Below are 15,919 nucleotides of genomic sequence, written 5' to 3' on the forward strand. Positions count from 1 at the left end.
AATCCCCGGCGCCGCTGTCAATGGGAGAACGCGCGCTGCCGTCCGGCACCCTGGCAGACCGCGCGGGCCGGCCCGCGACTGGGCATTTGACCGAGCCCCGGGCGCGTGCATAGTACAGGTAGGGACAGGTTCCCTGGGGGGCTGCAGATGTCGGCGCCGGTCGGCCTTGCAAAGTCGGAACAGGTGGCCCGGACGCTGGAACGCGACATCCGCGAGGGCCGGCTGGGCAACGGCGCGCTGTTGCAAAGTGAAGTCGGGCTGATGCGGCGTTTCGAGGTCAGCCGCAACACGGTGCGCCGCGGGCTGGAAATCCTGGCCCGGCAGGGGCTGATCACCACCCGCACGGGCATCGGATCGTTCGTCACCTATGACGGCATTGCCATCGACAGCAGCCTGGGCTGGACGGTGGCCCTGTCGCAGGGCGACGGCGCGGTCGAGACGCGGCTTCTGGCCATCAGCGCCGGGTCCAGCCGCCGCGCCGACGCCCGGCTGGGCGGGTCGCGGATCTATCTGCGCATCGACCGGTTGCGGTTCTGCCTGCGCAGCGGGCAGGGCATCTCGCTGGAGCGCAGCCGGCTGCCCTGGCGCGACGGCTTTGCGCCGGTGCTGGAGGCCGGGCTGAAGGACGGCTCGCTGAACGCCACCCTGGCCGAGCACGGTCTGGCCGTGGCGGCGGGCGAAGAGGTGGTGGGGGTCGTGCCGGCGCTGTCGCCGGTCGATGCCGGGATCATGCAGCGCGCGGCCGGTGCGCCGATGCTGCGGCTGGAACGGGTGACCCGAATCGCTTCGGGCGAGGTGCTGGAATATGTCGACAGCATCCTTGATCCGGGCCGGTTCGGCCTGCGGATTGCCTTCTGATGCCGGGGCAGGGCAGCCTTGACCGCGCCCTGGGCGCGCTCTTGGGCGGGGCGCTGGGCGATGCGCTGGGGATGCCCTCGCAGACGCTGGACCGCGCCGCCATTGCTGCCCGCTATGGCCGGATCGCCGGTTTTCTGGCGCCGTTTCCCGGTCACCCGGTGTCGCACGGGTTGCCGGCAGGGGCGGTCACCGACGACACCGAGCAGACGCTGCTGCTGGCCCGCCTGCTGATCGACGGCGGCGGCGTGCTGGACGACTGCGCCTGGGCACAGGCGCTGATCGGCTGGGAGGCGGGCGTGCGCGCCCGCGGGCTGCGCGATCTGCTGGGCCCGTCGACCCGGCGCGCGCTGGACGCGCTGCTGGCCGGCACGCCGGTCGGGGAAACCGGCCGCACCGGCACCACCAATGGCGCCGCCATGCGGATTGCGCCGGTCGGCATCGCCACCTCGGCCAACGACCTGCCGCGGCTGGTCACCCGCGTCGCGGCCGCCTGCCGCGTCACCCACGCGACGCGCGAGGCCATCGCCGCCGCCGCCGCGGTGGCGGCGGTGGTCAGCCAGGGCATCGACGGCGCCACCTTCGACGCGGCGCTGCCCGCCGCGCTGGAGGCCGCCCGCCTGGGCGCCGCGCTGGGCGCGGCGGTGGGTGAGCCGGACATGGCCGGCCGCATCGCCCTGGCGCTGGACATCGCGCGCGGCGGCGACGAGGCCCGGCTGGCGTGCGAGATCGGCACCTCGGTCGCCAGCCGCTGCTCGGTCGCGGCGGCCTTCGGCGTGGTGCGGCTGGCCGGCGGCGACGCCTGGCGCGCGGCCCAGATCGCGGCCAACATCGGCGACGACACCGATACCATCGGCGCCATCGCCGGGGCCATGGCGGGGGCCTGCTCGGGCGCCTCGGCCCTGCCGGCCGACAAGGTGGCGCTGGTGGTCGCGGTGAACCGGCTGGAGCTTGCGCCGCTGGCGCAGGGATTGCTGGCCTTGCGGGGGGCCGCGCGATGACCCGGTCGCGGCTGATCCAGTTGTCCGGCGTGATCGTGGACCTGCTTTACCGCGTCGAAGCCGTGCCGGCGCCGGGCACCGAGGCGCAGGTGCGGGGCGGCTGCCGGATGACCGCCGGCGGCGGCTTCAACGCCATGGTCGCGGCCCGGCGTTTCGGGGTGCGGGTCGGCTATGCCGGCAGCCTGGGCACCGGTCCGCTGGCCGACGTGGTATCGGCGGCGCTGGCCGCGGAGGGCATCGACATCCTGCGCCCGCGCCTGGCCGGCCAGGACCAGGGCTGCTGCACCGTCCTGGTGGATGACAGCGGCGAGCGCACCTTCATCGCCGCCGAGGGTGCCGACGGCCAGATCGCCGAGGCCGACCTTGCCGCGCTGACCCCGGCGCCGGAGGACTGGTTCCTGCTCTCGGGCTATGCGCTGAGCTATGCCGGCAGCCAGGAGGCCCTGACCGCCTGGCTGGAGGCCCGTCCGCAGGGTCTGCCGCTGCTGTTCGACCCTTGCCCGCAGGTGGCCGCCATCCCGACCCGGGCGCTGGCGGCCGCGCTGCGGTGCGCGCGCTGGATCAGCGCCAATGCCGCCGAGGCCGAGGCCCTGACCGGGCGCTCGGACCCCACCACCGCTGCGCGGGCGCTGGCCGCCACCCGCCCGGCCGGCGGCGGCGCGCTGGTGCGCGTCGGCGCCGAGGGTTGCCACCTGGCCCGCCCCGACGGCAGCGTCACCTGCCTGCCCGGCCATCCGGTCCGGGCCATCGACACCAATGGCGCGGGCGATGCCCATGTCGGTGCCTTCCTCGCCCTGTTGGCGCAAGGCGCGCCGCCGCTGCGCGCGGCGGCCCTTGCCAATGTCGCCGCCGCCCTTTCCACCACACAAGAAGGGCCGGCCACGGCCCCGGACCTGAAGACCGTCCTGGCCGCGCTGGCCGAAGCCCCCGCTGCCCGAACGCCATCCCCCAGAACGCCATCCCCCCGACCGCAATCCCACTGACACGGAGGACCCGATGAGAACGATCCTGCTGACTTCCGCCCTGGCGCTGGCCACCGCCGGCGCCGCCACCGCGGACGAGATCCGCGTGCTCAACTGGCAGGGCTATGGCACCGACCTGGACTGGGCCATCGCCGATTTCACCGCGGCCACCGGCCATACCGTGGTGCATGAATACTTCACCTCGGAACAGGAGATGCTGACCAAGCTGCGCACCAATCCGGGCGCCTATGACGTGGTGCTGATCAACTCGGCCTATACCGCCCAGGCCCAGGCCGAAGGGCTGATCGCGCCCATCGACCCGGCCAAGATCGCCAACTTCGCCGACCTTGACCCGGGCCTGACCGCCAACGCCGACCTCAACCCCGCCGGCGCCCTGCATGGCGTGCCCTGGACCTGGGGCCTGACCGCGCTTGCGGTCAACACCACCGACTTCCCCGCGCCGCCCACCTCGATCGCCGTGCTGTGGGACCCGGCCTGGAAAGGCCGCGTCTCGGTGCGCGACGACGGGCTTGAGGCGGTCCAGCTTGCAGCCCTGGCCACCGGCCAGAACATCAACGACATCAAGGATATGGACGCGGTCAAGGCCAAGCTTGTGGAGCTGCTGCCGCAGATCACCACCTTCTGGGGGTCTGAAAACGACTGGAACCAGTTCATGGCCGCCGGCGATTTCGCCGTCGCCACCTACTGGTCCGGCTCGGCCGCGCGGTCCATCGGCAAGGGCCTGCCCATTGCCTTTGTCGTGCCCGACGAAGGCGCCATCGGCTGGCTTGACGGGCTGTCGATCCCGGCCACCTCGACCCACCCCGATGCCGCCCATGCCTTCATCGACTGGATGGTCGATCCCGATTTCTACGTGAAATGGGATGCCGAGGGCGCGCCGGCCACCTCGAACAGCAAGGCCGCGGCGGCGCTGCCGGAAACCAGCTTCAACCGCTCGATCCTGGGCGATCCGGCGGTGGTGGCGCGGGTGCAGTTCATGCGCCCGGTGTCGGACGAAAACCGCGAGGCCTATCTGAAGCTCTGGCAAGACCTCAAGGCCGCGCAATAGGGCCGCGCAACGGGACAGGGCCATGGCGGGCAGCCTGGAACGGGCAGACCGGCGGCGTGCGGCATTGATGCTGTCGCCGGCCTATCTGTGGCTGACAGCGGCGGTGTTCCTGCCGCTGTCAGCCATGGCCTTTTTCAGCCTTCTGACCGACGTGCCCTTCGGCGGGCGCGACTGGGCCTTCACGCTGCAGAACTATCGCGACTTCTTCGAGACGGGCACCTATGCGCTGCTGTTGTGGAAGTCGCTGAAGCTGGGCCTGATCGTCACCGCGCTGTGCGTGCTGATCGGCTTTCCCTTCGCGCTGGTGCTGGCCAAGGCGATCAAGGGCCGTGCGCGCGAGGCGCTGTTCCTGCTGGTGATCCTGCCGTTCTGGTCAAACTCGCTGGTCCGCATCTTTTCCTGGGCCATCGTGCTGCGCGGCAACGGCGTGCTGGATGCCGCCGTCAACGCCATCCTGCCTTGGGAGGTGCGGGTGAACCTGATGTTCAGCCAAAGCGCCATCGTGATCGGGCTGGTGCATTCCTACCTGCCTTATGTCATTCTCACCGCCTACCTTGCCCTGCAGGCCATCGACGACAGCCTGATCGAGGCCGCTCGCAGCTTGGGCGCCCCGCGCCGGACCATCCTCTTGCGCATCCTTCTGCCGCTGTCCGCCCCCGGCCTGATCGCCGGGGCGGTGCTGATCTTCGTCCCCGTCGTCGGCAGCTTTATGGAGCCGCGCCTGCTGGGCGGCCGCGTCGGCACCTATTACGGCACCGCCATCGAGGATCAGTTCGTTGCCGTCTTCAACTGGCCCCTCGGGGCGGCGCTGTCGTTCATCCTGCTGGCGGTGGTGCTGGTGATCCTGGCGCTGGCCACACCGGCCTTGCGAAAGGCGCCGACATGACCAACCGCCTGCTGGCCCGGCTGGGGCACCTCTACCTCGGGCTGATCCTGGTCTTTCTCTACGCGCCGATCCTGGTGATGGCCGCGATGTCCTTCAACCGGTCCGAGTTCTACCAGCTGCCCTTCGACTTCACCACCGACTGGTATGCAAAGCTTTGGCACAACGGCGAAATCCTGGCGGCCGCCGGCCGCTCGGTCTGGATCGCCGGCACCGTCACGGCGATTGCCACCGTGCTGGGCACCGCCGCCTCGATCGCGCTTTACCGGCACAGCTTTCCCGGCAAGGCGCTGCTGCGGGCGCTCTTGTTCCCGCCCATCGCCATTCCCTGGCTGATCACCGGCACGGCGATGCTGGTGTTCTTCTTCGGCATCGGGCTGGACCGCGGCACGCCTGCCGTGATCATCGGTCACGTCGCGCTGGCGCTGCCTTACGTCATCGTCGTGGTCTCGTCACGCCTGGCCACCTTGGACCCCGCTCTGGAGGAGGCCGCCCGTTCCTTGGGCGCGCGGCCCTGGACGGTGACCCGCGCCGTGACCATCCCCTGGATCCTGCCCGGCATCATCGCCGGCGCGCTGTTCGCCTTTGCCGTCAGCTTCGATCAGTTCGTGGTGTCCTACTTCCTGTCCGAACCCGGCGACAGCACGCTGCCGGTGCTGATCTACACCTCGATCCGCAAGGGATTCACCCCCGAGATCAACGCCGTCTCGACCCTCATCATCGCGGTCTCCATGGCGCTGATGCTGCTTGCCGCCCGCCGCGTCCGGTTCGGAGGCGAGGACTGATGGCCGAGGTCCGCGTCGAACGGCTGGTAAAATCCTACGGCGCCGCCCGCGCGCTGGACGAGGTGACGCTGGATTTCCCCGATGGCGGCTTTTTCGGCCTGCTCGGGCCATCGGGCAGCGGCAAGACCACGCTTTTGCGCGCCATCGCCGGCTTCGTTGCCCCCGATGCCGGCCATGTCTTCATCGCCGGCCGGCCGGTGGAAGACGTGCCGGTCGAGGCGCGCGAGATCGGCATGGTGTTCCAGAGCTACGCCCTGTTCCCCAACATGACGGTGGCCGAGAACGTCGGCTTCGGGTTGGCGGTGCGAAAGATCTCCGGGGCGGAGCGTGCCCGCCGCGTGGCCGAGGTGCTGGAGCTGGTCCAGCTTGGCCCCTATGGCGCCCGCAAGCCGCAGCAACTGTCCGGCGGCCAGCGCCAGCGGGTCGCCATGGCCCGCGCCATTGTCACCCGCCCGCGCGTGCTGTTGCTGGACGAACCGCTGTCGGCGCTGGACAAGGCCCTGCGGGTGGACATGCAGATCGAATTGAAGCGCATCCAGCGCGAGGTCGGCATCACCACCATCTTCGTCACCCATGACCAGGAAGAGGCGCTGTCGCTGTCCGACCGCATCGGCATCCTGCGCGACGGAAGGCTGATCCGCACCGGCACCCCGCGCGAGGTCTACAGCGCCCCCGGCGACGCCTTCACTGCCCGCTTCCTGGGCGAGGCGAACATCCTGCGCGGCAGCGTCGAACCCGCCGGCCTGCGGCTGGCCGACGGCACGCTGCTGCCCGGGCGTGCCACCGCCTGCATGGCCGTCCGCCCCGAACACCTGCGCCTCACCGCCGCCGAACCCGCAACCTCGCACCGCCTGCGCCTGCGCCTTGTGCAGCGCATCTTCGGCGGCGCCTCGGGCACGGCGGTGCTGGATTGGCAGGGCCAAAGGCTCAAGGCCACCGGCCCGGACGACACCTTCGCCGACCTTGCCGAGGGGCAGGAGGTCTGGGCCAGCTGGACACCGGACCGCGCGCTGCCGCTGACGGATTAGCCCCACGCCGCTAGAACGCCGCGTGCTCGCCGAGGTCGACCGAAGCCTCGCCGCGGATCAGGCGCTCATAGAAATCGAACAGTGTCTCTGTGCCGGTTTCCGGCGTCGCATCCGCGTCATAGCGGCCGGTCTTCGGGTTCCACACCAGCATCGACTCGGTCGCGTAATAGCGCCCGATCTTCGCAAACTCGGCCTTCGCCGCCAGCTTCGGCACCAGCTTCCCGGCCAGGCTCAGCCCCGCGATGATGGCGTCCATCATCGCCACCGGCACCTGGCGGAACTTCGGCTCAATCCCCAGCCTTTGGAACAGCCACTCGCCCTGTTCGCGCGGGGTGATCGCCGGCCCCGGCCCGCCGATCGGCAGGATGCGGTTCTGCAGCAAAAGGTCGGTCAGGCACTCGGCCAGATAGGCGCCCAGATCGGCATCGCTGATCGGCTTGCAGGCGGTCAGCCGCCCGTCGCCGAACAGCAGGAACGGCTTGCCCGCCTGCACCCGCGCCACCTGTCCCGACAGCGACTTGAAGAACGCCGTCGGCCGCACGATGGAATAGGTCAGCCCCGAGGCAATGACCTCGGCCTCGAAGGCCAGCTTCGCCTGCTGGAAGGCCAGCAGCGGCCGTTGCACGCAGATCGCCGACAGCACCACCACCCGGGACGCCCCCGCCGCCTGCGCCGCCTTCAGCGCCGCAAGGCTGGCCGCATGGTCAATCGCCCAGGCATCCTGCGGCGCGCCCGTGCGCGAGGCAAGGCAGGTCACCAGCGCATCGAACCGCTCGCCGCGAAAGCCCTCCGACGCCAGTGCGGCCGGATCGGTCACCTCACAGGCGCGGACCTCCGCCCCCGCAGGCAGGCCGCGGCGGGGGTCGACACCGGGCTTTGGGCGGACAAGGCACACCACCTGATGCCCGCGCGCCACCAGCGCCGCGGCGGTGGCGCGGCCGATGGTGCCCGTGGCGCCCAGCAGGACCACGCGCAAAGGGGCAGGGGGGGTGTCGATCATGCGGCGGGGCCTTCGCATTGGATTGCGCTGCAATAACCTAGCCCCACTGCCGCCCGGCCTGAAGGGGACAGAAGGGCGCGGGCAAAGGCCACTTCGTGGCCAAGGCCCAGAATCCAGCCTTCCTCGGCCGCTGCGGGCGGCACGCTGTCCAGCGCCGCGCCCAGCCCGCCCTCGGCCTGCAACCCGGCCAGGGCCGCCGCCAGCAGGCGCACCTGTGCGGCGTCCTTGACCTCGTCCCGCCCCATACCCGCCGCGATCTCGCGCGCCAGCAGCGACGGCCAGACCTCGGCCAGCACGATCCCCGCCCCGGCCCAAGGCTGGAACGGCCAGACCGCCAGATCGGCCCCGAACCGTGCCCGCAGCCGCGCCAGCGCCGCCTGGCCCGTCATCGCCTGCGAGCCGACCGCGCCCGCACCCCCCATCTGCCAGCAGGTGAAAGCGCCCTTCGCCTGGTGTTCGGCCAGCCGTCTTTCTTCCATCGCGTGCCCCTGCCGCGCCCGTCCCTTGCGCGGCAGACCCGGCGCCTCGTCCCGCCGGCCGTTGAACCAGAACGGCCCGATGCCGGGAAACAGCCCGTTCAACCGCCCCGCCAGCGCAAAGCGGCACGGCTCGCCAGCCGCCCCGCGCCCCGGCGGCAGTTCGGCGGCAAAGAAATCCCACAGCGCCAGCGGATCGGGCCGCCCCACCACCCGCGCGGCAAAGCCCGCCGGGTAGCCGAAGGGAAAGTCGAAGGCGGCGAGGACCCGTCGGCCATTGGCACGCTCGGCGGTCAGGGTCCGGGCCAGCCAGTCCTCGGCCGCAATCCTGTTGCGAAGGTAGACGGGCGGAAAGGCCGGCCTTTCGGCGCGCGCCAGTGCGGCCCAGATCGCATCCTTCACCGGCCGCGGCCCGCGGTCGGCGCCGCCTGACCAGTCCACCACAAGGATGCTGTCGAAGCTCATCCCCGCAACAGCGCTTCGGCCGCCGTCAGGTCCTGCGGCGTGTTGAGGTTCAGGAACGGGTCCGGCACCGCCGCCGGAAATACTGCCACCGCCGCCCCCCGGGCCTGCGCCCACTGGCCGATCCGCCGCTCGCCCGCCGCCAGCGCCGCCGCCAGCGCAGGCCGCAGCGCCACCGGCCACAGCCCGCAGACCGGGTGCAGGCGCGGTCCCGCCTCGGTGGCCCCCGCCGCCACCGCGAAAGGCCCTGCCGCGGCCAGCCGGGCCACCAGGTCCAGCGGCAGGAACGGTGTGTCCGAGGCCACTGTCACCACCTCGGTCGCCCCCAGCCCCGCGGCCCAGTCCATCGCCGCCAGCACGCCCCCCAGCGGACCGGGGCTGTCTTCCACCCCCGCCGGCAGTACGTCCGGCAGCACCGGCAGGCCAAGCCCCGCAAACCGCGCCGGATCGCCGTTCGCGTTCAGCGCCAGCCGCCGGCATTGCCCCGCCAGCCGGTCGCGCACATGCGCCAGCACGGGCCGCCCGGCCAGCAGAAGCAGCCCCTTGTCGCCGCCGCCCATGCGCCGCGACTGCCCGCCGGCCAGGATCACGCCGGGCCAGTCGTCAGCCATGGCCGGAGCTTGACAGGATCGTGGGCGGGGGGGCGGACAGAGGGACCGGCGTCATGCCGGCGATGATGCAACGCCGGCGACCGTGCCGCAAGGCACCCGGACCGGCGGCGCCGGCCTAGCGGTCCAGGCGGAAGGTCAGTTTCCGGCGGCTCAGGGTGGCCTCGATGTTGCGGATCAGCTTCGCCGGTCTTGCGGCGGGCAGGGCGGTCCAGTCCGCCGCCTGGGCCACGAAGCCCGTCTCTGCCAGGCGCTGGCCGACCGCCGCGAAATCGACTTCGCCAAACGAGAAGTTGTCCACCCGCTTGCGGTCTGACCGGATCCAGTTGCCGAGGATGGCGTCGATGACGAGAGGCTTGGTTCCGGTGAAATCGGCAAGCTGCTGCAGGATGCCGTTGGCGCCGGGGCCAAGCCTGCGCCGGATGACCGCGACCCGCAGGTCGGGCCGTGCGACCATCGCCAGAAGGTGCAGCGCCGAGCCGTCCGGGGCCACGACCAGCCGCGCCGCCTTGTAGCACGCAATCTGCTCGGTCAGGCTCTGCAACTGGGGGTGGAAGATGGCGTAGCCGGCCTGCTCAAGGTAGGTCTGCAGCCGCTTTTCGCCCAGGATGCCGCCGAAATCGGCGCCAAGCTTCGCGCGCGAAATATACAGACGCTGGGGACCGTCCGGCGCGACCGAACGGGCAAACCGGTTGCGGATGAAGGCGCGGAAGGGGGCCGTGCCGCCGGCCAGAGGGCCGATGCCGAAGCCCTGGCCCGGCACCTCGAGATGCTCGAACCGGGTCGGCCGGTCCAGCACCCGGACCGGCACCCGCAGGTCGAGCAGATCGAGGAAGGCGCGCTGAAAGCCGGTGAGTTCCGGTGCGCCGGCGGCCGGGTCAAGGGGTGCGCCGGGCAGGAACACGATGCCGTCGATGTCCTTCTCCAACCGCTCAAGCGCCCAGAGGCGGCCGGTGCTTTCGGTCAGGAAGTGGCCGAAATGGGCGTGCAGGGGGCCGGCCCACATCCAGCGGCCGGGCTGATAGGCCGGCGTCTCGGGCAGCGGCGGCGGCACCATCAGCGGCCGCCCGCGCCACAGCACCGCCTCGTGGACATAGCGACCGCTGGCGTCGAAAACCCCTGAGGGATGAACCAGATAGCCTGCCTGGACATGGTTGACGACGGCGTCCGGCACCGACCGGATCGTCGTCGACCAGCCGCCAAGCGGATCGGGGGCCTGGGTCGCGTCCATCGGGTCGGCGGCGGCGCGGGATGCGCCGGGCCGGGCCTGGGGTCGCCCCGGGGGGGCGGACGGTGGGGTCAATGGCTTGCCTCCCCCGGCTGCGGCACGGTGAAGAAGAAGTCGGGCGGAAGGTCCGGGTTCAGGGCGATCTCGTCGGGAATCACCTGCGGCCCGGCGCTGAACACGGCCGAGCCGAAGTGCTGCTGCATGCGGCACAGCCGGTTCATCCGCGCGCCGGTCAGTTCGGCGAACAGCGCCTGGGAATCCGCGCGCGCCATCAGTTCGGCGATCTTCTCGCGATGTCTGGCGACGCTGAGGTCATGCGCGGCGCGAATCTCGGGATCGGCCAGCAGGCGGTCCATCTCGGCCTGCAGCGGCGCCAGCATGCGCTGGACCGAGTGGTCCGCTTCGGCGTTGTGGCTCATCCTGAACCAGTAGTTGCGGCCCTGGTCGCGGTCGATGTGGTTCACCCGGCCGCGGTCGCGCTTGACCAGGAAGCTTTCCACCGATCGCACCGCGTAATGATTGAGCTGCACCCAGTCATAGCCATAGGTCGCCAGCGTCGAGCGCCAGCCGTTGCGCAGCATCTCGTTCGGCATCGGCCGGCCCGAGCCGTTCAGCCAGTGGATGCGGTCCCAGTGGTCGGGCTTGAGGCCCTTGGGGCGATGCACGCCGAACTTGCGGAAGATCTCGATGTTGCGAAACAGCGTCTTGAAGCCCCAGGCTTGGTGCGGCTTGCGCACGATTTCCGGGGCGCAGCGGTCGAACTGCGCCAGGACCGGGCGATCCTCGTAGCGGACCACATCGGAATGGCCGAACAGCCGCCAGGTCAGGCTGATCATGTTGGCCTCGCCCATCGCGGTAAACAGCCCGGGCAGGGTGCCGTCGCCGATCTTGACGTTGATGTATTCGTCCACGTCCATGCAGATCAGCCAGTCGGCGGCCTGCATGACCGGCTCGGCCTCGGCGGCTTGCAGGGCGGCATACTGCGGGCTGGCGCTGCCGCCGGGCCGCCAGGGGTTCTCGCGGTGCTGGCACAGGCCCTTGGCTTGCAGCAGCGCAAGAAAGCTGTCGGTGCCGTCGGTGCAGTCGTTGGTATAGACCAGAAAGCCGGTGACCCCGAGGACGCGATGATAGGCGATCCATTCCAGCAGGAAGGGGCCTTCGTTCTTCATCGTGGTCACGATCACGGTGTCAAGCTGCCCCACATCCTTGGCCGCCGCCGGACGGATGGCCGTCTTCGGCGGGCGCGCCGGGTTGTGGCCGAAATGATCTGTCGCCAGGGCCAGGAGCATCGGGTCTTCGATGATCGACGTCTTGGGCACCAGCCGGGCGGTCGGTTCGTCCGGGATGCGGATGGCCATCGCGCGAAAGAACGGAACCGCCGGCAGCGTCTGCGGCGCGGTCTCGGCGATGCGGACCAGCCGCCAGATTCGGCCAAGGCCCGCCCGCCGGGGCGACACCCCCCAGCGCGTCAGCCGGGACACCGGCGCGAAGGGCCGGCAGATGTGGTCGCCGAAGCGCGCCGGCTGGCCGGGCTTGACGCGCCAGGGATAGGCCGGCGTCCCGGTCAGCGCGATGCAGCCGCCCGCCGCCTGCCGGCAAAGCTCGAACGGGTTGGGTGCGTCGGGTGCAAGCACGTCGGTGACGTCAAGCGCCAGCACCGCCCGCGCCTGAGACAGAAAGGCCCATTTGGCGGCCTCATAGAGCAGCGGCTCGCCCAGCGCGGCACGCCAGCGATCCGGCGCCGGCCTTTCGATCCGCGCCAGACCCGGTGCCCCGGGCGCCTGGGTGACATGGGTCTGCGCCGGCGTGTCCGGCTTGCCCAGCGGCAGGGTGCAGCCCAAGAGCACGACGGTCATGTCGATGCCGGCCAGGGCAAGACGCAGCGCGGCGTCGAAATCGGGGTCGGCGTCGGGCGCGCGGTCGATGATGAGCGCGCCCGAAGCGCCGAAGCTGCGGGCATGATAGATCAGGTGGTCGGCAACCTGCGCCGCGGTCTCGCCGATCCGGCAGCCCAGCAGGGTGTTGCGGTCGGCCAGAAGCCCGGGTTCGGCCCGCAGCGCCGGGGCATCGAGGCGACCGCCGTCGGCCAGGGCCAGCGGTCCCGGGCCGCGCGCGGTGACGAGGGTCGAGCCGGCCACTTCGACCAGGCTTTCGACGACGGCATGGCCCAGCGATGGCGCCGCTTCGAAGGCGGTGGCGCGGGTGCCGGACCCGAAGACGAAGCGGCGGCGCTCATCCTCGGTCTCGATGCAGGCAATCAGCCGGCTGAGGCCCGGCGCGCCGATGTCCCGGCCCGGCAACAGGCGGCGCAGGACGGTGGCCCGCACCGCGGCCACGGCACCGGCCTTGCCCGCCGGTTTCCTGCGACGGCTGGCCGGCAGGGCGTCTTCGGCTGTGTCGCCCAATGGCTCAGGCCTCTTTCCCCGCACGCCGGCGTTCCCTGCGTTCCTGCCGCTGCGCCCGGCGGTCCTTGCGGTCTTCGCGGTTCTGGTCCCCGGCTTCCGATTCCGATTCCGATTCCGATTCCGGTTCCGGCGCTGGCCCCGCGTCGGACGAGCCGTCTTCGAGATGCGCCCGGGTGAACACCGCCATGACGCGCGCCACGCCTTCATCGGTGACGCTGCGCAGGTTCGGTTCGAAATAAGACGCCCCGGCCTTGGTCGAGGTCACGATCTCGTAGGACGGGAAATAGTCGATCTCGGGGAAATCGGCGGCAAGCTCGCCGGCGCAGGCCCGCAGCACCGATTTGGAATAGCTCGTGGCCGGCAGCACATGGTCGCCCGACGCGGTGGCAGTCAGGGGCACCGGCGACACTGTCAGCAGGACACGCAGGCCCGGGTTCAGCGCCTTGAGGCGGGCAAGGGCGGCCAGCAGGTCGGCCCGCACCTCGGCCAGCCGGAAGTTGACAAAGCCGTGCAGCGCTTCGTCGAAGCTGCCGGCAATGGTCCCCGGTGCCGTGGGATAGACCTGGCCCGTCGGCTTGTGCATCCAGGCCTCGGTCAGGCCCAGGGTGAAGACGAAGACATCGGCCTGCGAGAACACCTCGCGCACCTTGGCCAGGTGCAGCAGCCGCGCCTGCCGCAGCGTGGCTTCGTCGGGGAAGCCATCGGGTTCGATGTTGGGGCGCAGGGCGTCGTAGCAGCGGCCGTCCTTGTGCCAGATCGCGTCGAAGTCGGGCGCGATGTCCCAGGCTTCTTCCAGAAGCTGGCGCAACTGGCGGGCGGTGTAGATGTTGCCATAGCGCGCCGAATACAGGCCATAGCCATAGCGGCTGACCTGATCGGCCGGAATCCGGTCGGGCGCCGGTTCGCCGTCCAGCACGTTGAAGCCGTTGCGCCGCAGGGCGCGCCCGACGTGCTGGGCGAAACAGGAGCCGGCCGTGACGATCCGGTCGGTCTTTGCCAGGCGCCATTTCGGCTGGTAGATCCCGGCCGGGGGATAGGGCGTTTCGGCCAGGCCGGTGCGCCAGTAGGCCCGCGCGGCCAGGCCCTGATACGGTGAGTTACCCTGCATTCCGCCATCCTTGCCGGGGCCGGACCCAACCCGACGGCCTCTGGCTGCGACGTTGCGCCATGGTCGGGGCGGATTCAACCCCCCGGGTGCGCCGGTGCGTCGGTTCGGCCGATCCGCCGGGGGGCGTGGTCAGGCCGCCGCAACGCTGGTTTCGGATTGCAGCGCCTGGCGCAGCAGTGGCCAGAGCGCGGCCCCGAAGGCGCCGTTCATATGGGCCGCGTCGGTGCCGCCGCCATCGCCGCTGATCAGCCGCGAGGCATCCTTGTTGTATGGCGCGGCCGTCAGGATGCCGTCTTCGACGGTCTGTGGCGGCTGCGGCACGAAGCTCGCATGGGGCGCCAGGGCCGCGGTCACCGTGCTGCGGAACATCCCGGCCAGGGCTGCGGCATCGCCCGCGCTGATTGCCTTGTCCCAGCCATAGTCGGGCTTGGCGTCACGCTCGGCGCGGACCCAGGACGCCCAGAACGGTTCGGCCAGGGCGACGATGGGGGCGCTGACGGCGCCGCGCAGCAGGGCCGCGGTCTGCACCAGCAGGGTCGAGCCATAGCGCTCGGTCAGGAAGTCGGTGGCGACGCCGCTGTGCAGCAGGGTCTTGCGCGGGTCGTCGGCCAGGCCATACCAGAGGTGGGTCCGGTACAGCCGCAGGATGCGCTTGATCGAGACGTTCAGCCCGACCAGCACGAAGCCGTCATAGTCGCCGAGGCGGATGCGGGTCTGGCCGCCCGACATCAGTGCGAATTGCTCGCCGATGTCCTTGCGCGCCGGAACGATGCAGCCGTCGTCCAGACGGACCTGGCGCATCCCGTCGCGCGGGGCGCCGAAGAACACCGGAGTGACCTTGGCCCAGGCCGGATCGCCGGCCCGCGACAGCGCGTCCCAGCCCAGCTTGAGTGCGGCCAGATGCGAATTGCCGATCACGCACAGGCGCATCAGGAGAACGCCTCCAGCAATTCGTCCTCGCAGACGACGCGGGCGTCCGGACCGGCGCGCTTCTTGCGCTTGGCCCGCGCCTCGCGCCGTGCGCGGCGGTCGGCCGGCGTGGTCGCCGGCGCTTCGGTCGGGTCGGTCCTGGGTGGGGCGGCGGCGTCCACCAGGGCGGCGGCCACATCCTCGGCCGCGAACAGGCGCGCCAGCAACGGGCCAAGGCGCGGGTCGGCGTCCGGCGCGGCCAGTCGCCCGATCAGGGCGTCGAGGATGGTGTCATGGCGCACGCCGTGCAGGCGGCCGGCCCAGTCCGCAGCCAGCGTCTGCAGGGTGATCCGCGCCGCCAGCGCCTCGGGGGCGGGCTGCGGCGGGGCCAGCACGACCAGATGCAGCCGAAGTCCGGGCCGCAGCGCCGTCAGGCAGGCATGCAAGGCCTGGAAATCCGCCTCGAGGTCGGCCAGCGAATGGGCCGCCAGCACAAGCTTGCAGCCGCGCGGCAGGCGGGCGCCGGGCACCGGCCCCGGATAGACGGTGCCATCCGCCGCGTCGAAGACGCCGGCGGTGCGGCAGAGCGGAAGCACCAGGTCGTCAAGCTGCGCCAGCAGCCCGCCCAGGGCAGCAAGATGGGCCCGGCGGCAGCTTTCCACCTCGGCCCGGTCGGCGCTGGCGGGGTCCAGACCCGGTCTGAGGCCGTCGAAGAACCGACCGGCCGCGTCTTTCCAGACCCAGTGCCGGGGCTGGCGTTCGCCGGTCGCCTCCTGCACCAGTTGCAGCAGGTGCCGGACATCGCCCAAGCGGCCGGCCCGCACCGAGGCGGCGGCAAACCCGAACCGGGCCAGTTGCGCATCGTTCATCTGCTTCGGCGGCGGTTCGGCATCGGCGACGTCCAGACCGGCCCGGCGCAGCGCCGCGGCGACCGAAAGCTGCGGGTCACCGCCCAATACGCCGATCCGGCGGTTGGACATCTGCACGCGCGTTGCCGAAGGGTCCATCACATGCCTGCTGCTGCTGCCTTGGTCGTTTTCGCCAGTCTAGGGCCGGAACGGGCGGTCCGGAAGCGTTTATTGACGGCCGCGCCGGGGTGTTTCACCGGCCCCGGCTCTGGTTGACACTCTGACCGATCCG

Annotated in this window: 15 protein-coding genes; 7 read left to right on the forward strand and 8 right to left on the reverse strand. The window is 71.1% G+C overall.

Annotation, left to right across the window (positions count from 1 at the left end; genetic code table 11):
* Nucleotides 1-147: 147 nt before the first annotated feature.
* From LHP98_RS01070 to LHP98_RS01100, 7 genes are read left to right on the forward strand one after another with little or no spacing between them, the layout of a single operon-like run.
* Nucleotides 148-858 (forward strand): GntR family transcriptional regulator, encoded by a 711-nt coding sequence (locus tag LHP98_RS01070; RefSeq protein WP_227250648.1) that lies wholly within the window; start codon nucleotides 148-150, stop codon nucleotides 856-858.
* A complete protein-coding gene (locus LHP98_RS01075; RefSeq protein WP_227250649.1) occupies nucleotides 858-1,856 on the forward strand; it encodes an ADP-ribosylglycohydrolase family protein in 999 nt (332 codons plus the stop codon). Before LHP98_RS01070 ends, LHP98_RS01075 begins: the two co-directional genes overlap by 1 nt.
* A complete protein-coding gene (locus LHP98_RS01080) occupies nucleotides 1,853-2,839 on the forward strand; it encodes a PfkB family carbohydrate kinase (RefSeq protein ID WP_227250650.1) in 987 nt (328 codons plus the stop codon). The genes LHP98_RS01075 and LHP98_RS01080 overlap by 4 nt, the downstream gene beginning before the upstream one ends.
* 13 nt (nucleotides 2,840-2,852) lie before the next feature.
* A complete protein-coding gene (locus LHP98_RS01085) occupies nucleotides 2,853-3,887 on the forward strand; it encodes an ABC transporter substrate-binding protein (RefSeq protein ID WP_227250651.1) in 1,035 nt (344 codons plus the stop codon).
* 22 nt (nucleotides 3,888-3,909) lie between these two features.
* Complete coding sequence (locus LHP98_RS01090; protein WP_227250652.1) at nucleotides 3,910-4,773, forward strand: ABC transporter permease; 864 nt, start codon at nucleotides 3,910-3,912, stop codon at nucleotides 4,771-4,773.
* Nucleotides 4,770-5,555, forward strand: coding sequence for an ABC transporter permease (locus tag LHP98_RS01095; protein ID WP_227250653.1), 786 nt, complete (start codon nucleotides 4,770-4,772; stop codon nucleotides 5,553-5,555). Before LHP98_RS01090 ends, LHP98_RS01095 begins: the two co-directional genes overlap by 4 nt.
* Entirely contained in the window at nucleotides 5,555-6,583 is a 1,029-nt protein-coding gene (locus tag LHP98_RS01100) for an ABC transporter ATP-binding protein (protein ID WP_227250654.1), read from the forward strand. Before LHP98_RS01095 ends, LHP98_RS01100 begins: the two co-directional genes overlap by 1 nt.
* A gap of 10 nt (nucleotides 6,584-6,593) precedes the next feature.
* Here LHP98_RS01100 and LHP98_RS01105 read toward each other — a convergent pair whose 3' ends face one another.
* From LHP98_RS01105 to LHP98_RS01140, 8 genes are all read right to left on the reverse strand, one after another.
* Nucleotides 6,594-7,583 carry an NAD(P)H-binding protein gene (locus LHP98_RS01105; RefSeq protein ID WP_227250655.1) on the reverse strand — a complete coding sequence of 330 codons (990 nt, stop codon included), beginning with the start codon at nucleotides 7,581-7,583 and terminating at the stop codon, nucleotides 6,594-6,596.
* Nucleotides 7,580-8,524 (reverse strand): molybdopterin guanine dinucleotide synthesis, encoded by a 945-nt coding sequence (locus LHP98_RS01110; RefSeq protein ID WP_227250656.1) that lies wholly within the window; start codon nucleotides 8,522-8,524, stop codon nucleotides 7,580-7,582. The genes LHP98_RS01105 and LHP98_RS01110 overlap by 4 nt, the downstream gene beginning before the upstream one ends.
* Nucleotides 8,521-9,132, reverse strand: coding sequence for a molybdenum cofactor guanylyltransferase MobA (gene mobA / locus LHP98_RS01115; protein WP_227250657.1), 612 nt, complete (start codon nucleotides 9,130-9,132; stop codon nucleotides 8,521-8,523). Before mobA ends, LHP98_RS01110 begins: the two co-directional genes overlap by 4 nt.
* Nucleotides 9,133-9,247: 115 nt before the next feature.
* A complete protein-coding gene (locus LHP98_RS01120; protein WP_227250658.1) occupies nucleotides 9,248-10,360 on the reverse strand; it encodes a glycosyltransferase family 61 protein in 1,113 nt (370 codons plus the stop codon).
* 68 nt (nucleotides 10,361-10,428) lie between these two features.
* The gene (locus LHP98_RS01125; RefSeq protein ID WP_227250659.1) at nucleotides 10,429-12,762 is read right to left on the reverse strand and encodes a glycosyltransferase family 2 protein; all 2,334 of its coding nucleotides are present in this window, start codon (nucleotides 12,760-12,762) and stop codon (nucleotides 10,429-10,431) included.
* A gap of 4 nt (nucleotides 12,763-12,766) precedes the next feature.
* The gene (locus tag LHP98_RS01130; RefSeq protein WP_227250660.1) at nucleotides 12,767-13,870 is read right to left on the reverse strand and encodes a GSCFA domain-containing protein; all 1,104 of its coding nucleotides are present in this window, start codon (nucleotides 13,868-13,870) and stop codon (nucleotides 12,767-12,769) included.
* Nucleotides 13,871-13,999: 129 nt separating this feature from the next.
* Nucleotides 14,000-14,800 (reverse strand): hypothetical protein, encoded by an 801-nt coding sequence (locus tag LHP98_RS01135; RefSeq protein WP_227250661.1) that lies wholly within the window; start codon nucleotides 14,798-14,800, stop codon nucleotides 14,000-14,002.
* Nucleotides 14,800-15,786 (reverse strand): hypothetical protein, encoded by a 987-nt coding sequence (locus LHP98_RS01140; protein ID WP_227250662.1) that lies wholly within the window; start codon nucleotides 15,784-15,786, stop codon nucleotides 14,800-14,802. The genes LHP98_RS01135 and LHP98_RS01140 overlap by 1 nt, the downstream gene beginning before the upstream one ends.
* Nucleotides 15,787-15,919 lie beyond the last annotated feature (133 nt).

It is taken from the genome of Rhodobacter sp. Har01, from assembly GCF_020564565.1.
Taxonomy (GTDB): Bacteria; Pseudomonadota; Alphaproteobacteria; order Rhodobacterales; family Rhodobacteraceae; genus Pseudogemmobacter.

What these genes read in the sequence shown, in the direction of transcription:
- LHP98_RS01070 (WP_227250648.1), top strand. Translation starts at nt 148, where the DNA reads ATGTCGGCGCCGGTCGGCCTTGCAAAGTCGGAACAGGTGGCCCGGACG.
- LHP98_RS01075 (WP_227250649.1), top strand. Translation starts at nt 858, where the DNA reads ATGCCGGGGCAGGGCAGCCTTGACCGCGCCCTGGGCGCGCTCTTGGGC.
- LHP98_RS01080 (WP_227250650.1), top strand. Translation starts at nt 1,853, where the DNA reads ATGACCCGGTCGCGGCTGATCCAGTTGTCCGGCGTGATCGTGGACCTG.
- LHP98_RS01085 (WP_227250651.1), top strand. Translation starts at nt 2,853, where the DNA reads ATGAGAACGATCCTGCTGACTTCCGCCCTGGCGCTGGCCACCGCCGGC.
- LHP98_RS01090 (WP_227250652.1), top strand. Translation starts at nt 3,910, where the DNA reads ATGGCGGGCAGCCTGGAACGGGCAGACCGGCGGCGTGCGGCATTGATG.
- LHP98_RS01095 (WP_227250653.1), top strand. Translation starts at nt 4,770, where the DNA reads ATGACCAACCGCCTGCTGGCCCGGCTGGGGCACCTCTACCTCGGGCTG.
- LHP98_RS01100 (WP_227250654.1), top strand. Translation starts at nt 5,555, where the DNA reads ATGGCCGAGGTCCGCGTCGAACGGCTGGTAAAATCCTACGGCGCCGCC.
- LHP98_RS01105 (WP_227250655.1), bottom strand. Translation starts at nt 7,583, where the DNA reads ATGATCGACACCCCCCCTGCCCCTTTGCGCGTGGTCCTGCTGGGCGCC.
- LHP98_RS01110 (WP_227250656.1), bottom strand. Translation starts at nt 8,524, where the DNA reads ATGAGCTTCGACAGCATCCTTGTGGTGGACTGGTCAGGCGGCGCCGAC.
- mobA (WP_227250657.1), bottom strand. Translation starts at nt 9,132, where the DNA reads ATGGCTGACGACTGGCCCGGCGTGATCCTGGCCGGCGGGCAGTCGCGG.
- LHP98_RS01120 (WP_227250658.1), bottom strand. Translation starts at nt 10,360, where the DNA reads ATGGACGCGACCCAGGCCCCCGATCCGCTTGGCGGCTGGTCGACGACG.
- LHP98_RS01130 (WP_227250660.1), bottom strand. Translation starts at nt 13,870, where the DNA reads ATGCAGGGTAACTCACCGTATCAGGGCCTGGCCGCGCGGGCCTACTGG.
- LHP98_RS01135 (WP_227250661.1), bottom strand. Translation starts at nt 14,800, where the DNA reads ATGCGCCTGTGCGTGATCGGCAATTCGCATCTGGCCGCACTCAAGCTG.
- LHP98_RS01140 (WP_227250662.1), bottom strand. Translation starts at nt 15,786, where the DNA reads ATGGACCCTTCGGCAACGCGCGTGCAGATGTCCAACCGCCGGATCGGC.